Genomic DNA, 6013 nt, shown 5'->3' on the forward strand with positions numbered 1-6013 from the left:
ATGTCGTGGCCTCCTAAGATAGCTGCGGGAGTGGGGAGCGGGGGAGCAGGGGTGCAGAGGGGCAGGGGAGCAGGGGAGCAGGGGAGCAGGGGAGCAGGGGAGCAGGGGAGCAGGGGAGCAGGGGAGCAGGGGAGCAGGGGAGCAGGGGAGCAGGGGAGAAGTAGGAGTAAGTCTTTCCCCTCTGCCCCTCTGCCCCTCTGCTCCCCTGCCCAATACCCAATTCAATAAGAAGTAGCAGTAAGTCTTTCCCCTCTGCCCCTCCGCCCCTCTGCTCCCCTGCCCAATACCCAATTCAATAAACCCTAAATCAGCAAATTCGGACTTTTTCTCGATCGCAGACTACTATTTTTAGTCGCATAAACGCATAATAGAATAGTGACTGATCTGTTCGTACCTTTACAATCTCTCAAACAAGGTGACTGGTTCAAGCTGATCTGCGGAGCCAGCTTCCAGCATTTGCCGGCAGTCAGAAGTTTAACGTTAGCCTATACTTTGGCGGGCGCTGACTGCATAGATGTTGCAGCTGATCCAGCAGTAATTGCAGCAGCGCAATCAGGGCTACAAGCAGCCAAATCTCTGGCTAAGGATGCCCAAAAGCGAGGCTTTGACTACAAAGGCAATTTACCCTTTTTGATGGTCAGCCTAAACGATGGAGAAGACCCCCATTTTCGCAAAGCAGAATTTAATCCTCATGAGTGTCCTACAAACTGCCCTAGACCCTGTGAACGGATTTGTCCGGCACAAGCGATCGTGTTTGACAGTATCAAAGAAGACTTTTCGGGAGTAGTATCCGAAAAGTGTTATGGCTGCGGTCGTTGCATACCAATTTGTCCTTATGGTATAATTTATACAGCTTCATACGTGACAACGCCGGGAGCGATCGCGCCATTGGTAATGTCAACGGGAGTAGATGCCGTAGAAATCCATACACAAGTCGGGCGGTTGGCAGAATTTGAGCGATTATGGCAAGCAATTTCACCGTGGGCGGATAAACTAAAGTTACTAGCAATCAGTTGTCCTGATGGCGAAGGGATGATTGACTACTTGAGAGCGCTGTATGACAGGATTGCCCCACTCAAGGGTGCTTTAATTTGGCAAACCGATGGTCGTTCGATGAGTGGTGATATTGGCGATGGCACCACAATAGCTGCGGTGAAATTAGGGCAAAAAGTTTTGGCAGCTAAGTTACCGGGATATGTGCAGTTAGCAGGCGGCACAAATAAGTATACCGTTGCTAAGTTAAAGGCAATGGGACTGTTCAACAGTGCTGAGTTCCGAGTTATGAGTGCTGAGAAAAACTATACTACTCAGCACTCAGCACTTAGCACTCAGCACTCCCACATCGCCGGGGTCGCCTACGGTAGCTACGCTCGCGTACTGCTGTCACCAATTCTCGAACAGTTAGAGAATAAGGAGGTAAGTAACACCAATATGAAGGCGACTGTTCGCCTAGAAGAAGATGAAGTATTACTTTGGCAAGCTGTAGAACTTGCCCATTCTCTCGTTTCCCAGATCAAGTCACAGCAGGAGCGTTAATTGCTCGTTCGGAAATATACCCAGAGCGGGTTCTCCTGCACGCAAATGTCCTCGCTATCTCTAAAAACGTCACCATAGAAAGCATGACGATTACAGACGATCTCCAAAAGTTATTAGACATTTTGCCCCAAGACCTGCAACAAGTACTAGAGAGTCATCCTAAACGAGATAGTTTAGTAGAAGTGGTCTTAGATTTGGGTCGTCGCCCAGAGGCTCGCTTTCCTAATCAAGCTGAGTATTTGAGCGAAGTACCCGTTACTCAAGAACAGATAGATGATTGCATTCAACGAGTTGGAATCTTTGGCGGAGATAATCGGGCAGGAATTGAGCAAACTTTGCATCGGATCAGCGCCATTCGCAACCGCACTGGTAAGATTATTGGCTTGACTTGTCGCGTTGGTCGGGCGGTATTCGGAACCATTGGCATGATCCGCGACTTGGTAGAAACTGGTAAATCGATTCTCATGCTGGGGCGTCCAGGCGTGGGCAAAACTACTGCCTTACGGGAAATTGCCCGTGTTTTGGCGGACGAACTGCATAAGCGGGTGGTGATTATTGACACCTCTAACGAAATAGCTGGGGATGGTGATGTTGCTCACCCCGCCATTGGTCGCGCTCGGCGGATGCAAGTGGCTCATCCAGATCAACAGCATCAGGTGATGATTGAGGCAGTAGAAAACCACATGCCAGAAGTCATTGTCATTGATGAAATTGGCACGGAACTGGAAGCTTTAGCGGCTCGTACCATTGCGGAACGGGGTGTACAGTTGGTAGGTACTGCCCACGGTAATCAGATCGAAAACCTGATTAAAAACCCCACCCTGGCTGATTTAGTTGGGGGTATCCAAGCTGTGACGCTGGGAGACGATGAAGCCAGACGGCGAGGCTCTCAAAAGACCGTTTTGGAGCGGAAAGCCCCACCTACCTTTGAAATTGCGGTGGAAATGTTGGAACGCCAACGCTGGACAGTACACGAAAGTGTTGCTGACACCGTAGATAATCTGCTGCGGGGGCGTCAGGCTACCCCACAAACGAGAACTGTTGACGACCACGGCAAAGTTGCTGTTACACGTCAGTTAGCTGTTGTCAACGGTCGTGGTGGACAGCTAGGAACAGTAGAGGATTCTTTCCCACCGTCGCGACCGTCTAATGGCTGGCGTTCATCTGGACAAATGGTTGCACTACCCCAATTGCCTGTAGAGCGGGTAACTGGGCGCAGCGAGTTTGACCGTTTGCTGGATGAATCCTTCAATTATTCTGAAAGCATTGATTTAGATGCTGCTACAAGAGTGCCAGGGCCGAATGGTGAAGATTTGCCATTGCACGTTTACCCTTATGGGGTTAGCCGTCACCAACTGGAACAGGTAATTAGCGTGCTAACTTTGCCCGTGGTATTGACAAAAGATATAGATAGTGCTGATGCAATTTTAGCACTGCGATCGCACGTCAAAAACCACGCCAAATTACGCCAGATGGCCAAAGCTCGTCATGTACCCATCCACGTGATTAAGTCCAGCACCATTCCCCAAATTACCCGTGGTTTGCGGCGGTTGCTGAATATTGACGACCCAGAGATGGCCGACGATAGAGAACTACAATTGTTTTTGCACAATGGTAGCGATGATGAAATGGATGCCTTGGAAGAAGCTAGACTTGCCGTTGAGCAAATTGTGATTCCTAAAGGACAACCAGTCGAGTTATTGCCGCGTTCTCCCCAAGTCCGCAAAATGCAACATGAGTTGGTAGAACATTATCGCCTCAAGTCGCATAGTTTTGGCGAAGAACCAAACAGAAGATTACGGATTTATCCGGCGTAACTTTAATAACTCTACTAAAGAGTTTACTTACGATGTACACACAAGCCTTTGTCAAGGTAATTTACGGTTAGTCAGATAGCCCCTGAGATACCTCAACCTGTCCCTCTCCTTAGTAAGGATTAGGACAGGGTGAGGTTTTGGAGAACTTTTCGGTAATCGGGTTGCAAAAAAATGTAGGTTGGGGAGCCACTGCGTTGCGCGGGTTCCGCGCGTTGTAGCAAGTGGCGTTGGAGGCTTTGCGTAACCCAACATCCTGATAATCAGTTGGGTTGCGCTCCGCTCCACCCAACCTACGTCTAAACCCCAAGAACCCCACCCCCGCCAAAGCTGCGCTTTGTCTCCCCTCCCCGCAAGCGGGGAGGGGTTGGGGGTGGGGTGCAATGACTGTGGGAATCATAACTAATTATACGGACATGATATAAGTTCTAATTCATTCAATCTTGCATTTTTTTAAACATCTGTTACATTACTTTACAGACAGTTACAACTGCTATAACACTTGAACTTTGGAGTTATGCTCATGTCAGGTTTTAAGAATCCTGCGCCTATTGTTTCAGAAGATCCTAATGCTGTGCGTTTTGGCTTCACTCCTCAAAGTGAAAATTGGAACGGTCGTCTTGCAATGATTGGTTTTCTATCTGCGATTTTGATTGAAGCTTTTTCTGGTCAAGGGCTACTCCATTTCTGGGGTATCCTCTAAATTGATGATAGTAGGGTAGAACTGCTGTACTACCCTACAAAACTCTTTATATTCCACGCAAGTCATTCGTTTCTAACATCTGGCGGCTATTGCCATTGGTGCAAAATATCAGATTTTTCCGGTTGAGCCAAAATATAAGTGAATAATTACTTTACGTTGAATATGTATAGCTAAAACTCATGGAACTACCCCAACGCGTATCAGTCCGCTACAAAGACGCGTCCTTCAACACCAATGAAATCCGCTTGAGAACTTTTCGGCTTGGCTTGCAAATATGGGATGAACAGACCAAACCCAGAAAAACAGAGCTTTATCAGTTTATATCGTCTTGCTTGAAACAAGTTGACCGCCAAGATCGTTTTATGTTTTCTCTGTTGTTCATAGAATTAACAGACCTCATACGCAACTCTTCTCTGGAAAGGGGAACAAAAGAGGTTCTGATTAAAACAGCTTTTAGAGAATTTGCTTATGCGATAACAGATTTTGAAGACGTTGCCAAATAAGGTTAGTTATGGGGATGCTGGAATTGCGTAAGCGTAGGCATCACCCTAAAGTTGGCAAACTTTTCATCAAATCCGCCCTAGTTTAGATGCTGGAATTGCGTAAGCGTAGGCATCACCCTAAAGTCGGCTGACCTAATCGAGTAGGATATCTATAAAGTAAACAGAAACAGCTTTCCAATCGGATTAGTTTTTTCGCTAGATGCGCGGATGGGTAGGTGTTGGGAAAGGGGGGAATACAAAAATAGCTGAATTGCGCTATATGCAAGGATTTGACGGCTTTAGTATCTTGAAGCCATCCGCGCACCTTATACAGACTGACTTTCAGCTATTTACAGTTAGCACAATTGCCACTCCTTATGTTATGATTTTTGCATTCGCGCTATTGAACCTTGAAAACCAAATACAGCAGCGCTTTCAGAAGCCAGCATTGCAATTAACTAAAATCCCTATCAGGGATTGAAACAAATACTATACCCGGAAGAACAGAAGAAACTCCTATTGCAATTAACTAAAATCCCTATCAGGGATTGAAACAACCAGTTTAGATTAGGCTCAAAGCAGAACCAGGAATTGCAATTAACTAAAATCCCTATCAGGGATTGAAACAGAGATTGAGATTCAGCAGGGGATGAAGGATTTGGATTGCAATTAACTAAAATCCCTATCAGGGATTGAAACGATATCGAAACGCTAGCTAACTACCTGGGGTACGAATTGCAATTAACTAAAATCCCTATCAGGGATTGAAACATACCCTTGATAGCAGTCTTTGTATTTTTCGCTTGAATTGCAATTAACTAAAATCCCTATCAGGGATTGAAACAGAACGTGTGGACACCAGTATATATAGGCTTGTCCAATTGCAATTAACTAAAATCCCTATCAGGGATTGAAACTTCTACACTCCTAGAGAAGCTTTCGACGACTTGATTGCAATTAACTAAAATCCCTATCAGGGATTGAAACTGCTAATCAAGGTATTACCGTTGATGAGATTGGAAGTTGCAATTAACTAAAATCCCTATCAGGGATTGAAACGCTGTTCCAGTAAGTAAACAGCATTGCGTATATTAATTGCAATTAACTAAAATCCCTATCAGGGATTGAAACAAAAAGCCGATGCACTAAAGCTTCTCGGTGCAAAGCATTGCAATTAACTAAAATCCCTATCAGGGATTGAAACAAAGTTAACGGTATGGACAAGCATATCACTAAAATTGCAATTAACTAAAATCCCTATCAGGGATTGAAACGAGTATTGAACCTCGTATTACAGTACCCATCGATGAAATTGCAATTAACTAAAATCCCTATCAGGGATTGAAACGTGCTTCAGGAGTATGGGAAGAATTTGGCACACTTATTGCAATTAACTAAAATCCCTATCAGGGATTGAAACAAAGTTAACGGTATGGACAAGCATATCACTAAAATTGCAATTAACTAAAATCCCTATC

General features: G+C 45.5%; 5 protein-coding genes and 1 CRISPR repeat array. All 5 genes read left to right on the plus strand.

What is annotated here, in order from left to right; translation table 11 throughout:
* Positions 1–228, plus strand: a complete 228-nt coding sequence (locus tag V7K61_RS15040; protein ID WP_335054205.1) for a hypothetical protein — start codon at positions 1–3, stop codon at positions 226–228.
* A 147-nt stretch (positions 229–375) separates the two neighbouring features.
* The gene (gene ldpA, locus V7K61_RS15045) at positions 376–1536 is read left to right on the plus strand and encodes a circadian clock protein LdpA (RefSeq protein WP_335054207.1); all 1161 of its coding nucleotides are present in this window, start codon (positions 376–378) and stop codon (positions 1534–1536) included.
* Positions 1537–1619: 83 nt separating this feature from the next.
* The gene (locus V7K61_RS15050; protein WP_335054209.1) at positions 1620–3353 is read left to right on the plus strand and encodes a R3H domain-containing nucleic acid-binding protein; all 1734 of its coding nucleotides are present in this window, start codon (positions 1620–1622) and stop codon (positions 3351–3353) included.
* A gap of 520 nt (positions 3354–3873) precedes the next feature.
* Positions 3874–4053: a chlorophyll a/b-binding protein gene (locus V7K61_RS15055; RefSeq protein ID WP_190892099.1), complete on the plus strand. Its 180-nt coding sequence runs from the start codon at positions 3874–3876 to the stop codon at positions 4051–4053.
* A gap of 179 nt (positions 4054–4232) precedes the next feature.
* The gene (locus V7K61_RS15060) at positions 4233–4556 is read left to right on the plus strand and encodes a hypothetical protein (protein ID WP_194046858.1); all 324 of its coding nucleotides are present in this window, start codon (positions 4233–4235) and stop codon (positions 4554–4556) included.
* 426 nt (positions 4557–4982) lie between these two features.
* Positions 4983–5955: direct repeats of the CRISPR family, unit length 37 nt; unit sequence ATTGCAATTAACTAAAATCCCTATCAGGGATTGAAAC.
* Positions 5956–6013 lie beyond the last annotated feature (58 nt).

It is taken from the genome of Nostoc sp. (assembly GCF_036918015.1).
Lineage (GTDB): Bacteria > Cyanobacteriota > Cyanobacteriia > Cyanobacteriales > Nostocaceae > Nostoc.

What these genes read in the sequence shown, in the direction of transcription:
- V7K61_RS15060 (WP_194046858.1), top strand. Translation starts at nt 4,233, where the DNA reads ATGGAACTACCCCAACGCGTATCAGTCCGCTACAAAGACGCGTCCTTC.
- V7K61_RS15055 (WP_190892099.1), top strand. Translation starts at nt 3,874, where the DNA reads ATGTCAGGTTTTAAGAATCCTGCGCCTATTGTTTCAGAAGATCCTAAT.
- V7K61_RS15040 (WP_335054205.1), top strand. Translation starts at nt 1, where the DNA reads ATGTCGTGGCCTCCTAAGATAGCTGCGGGAGTGGGGAGCGGGGGAGCA.
- V7K61_RS15050 (WP_335054209.1), top strand. Translation starts at nt 1,620, where the DNA reads ATGACGATTACAGACGATCTCCAAAAGTTATTAGACATTTTGCCCCAA.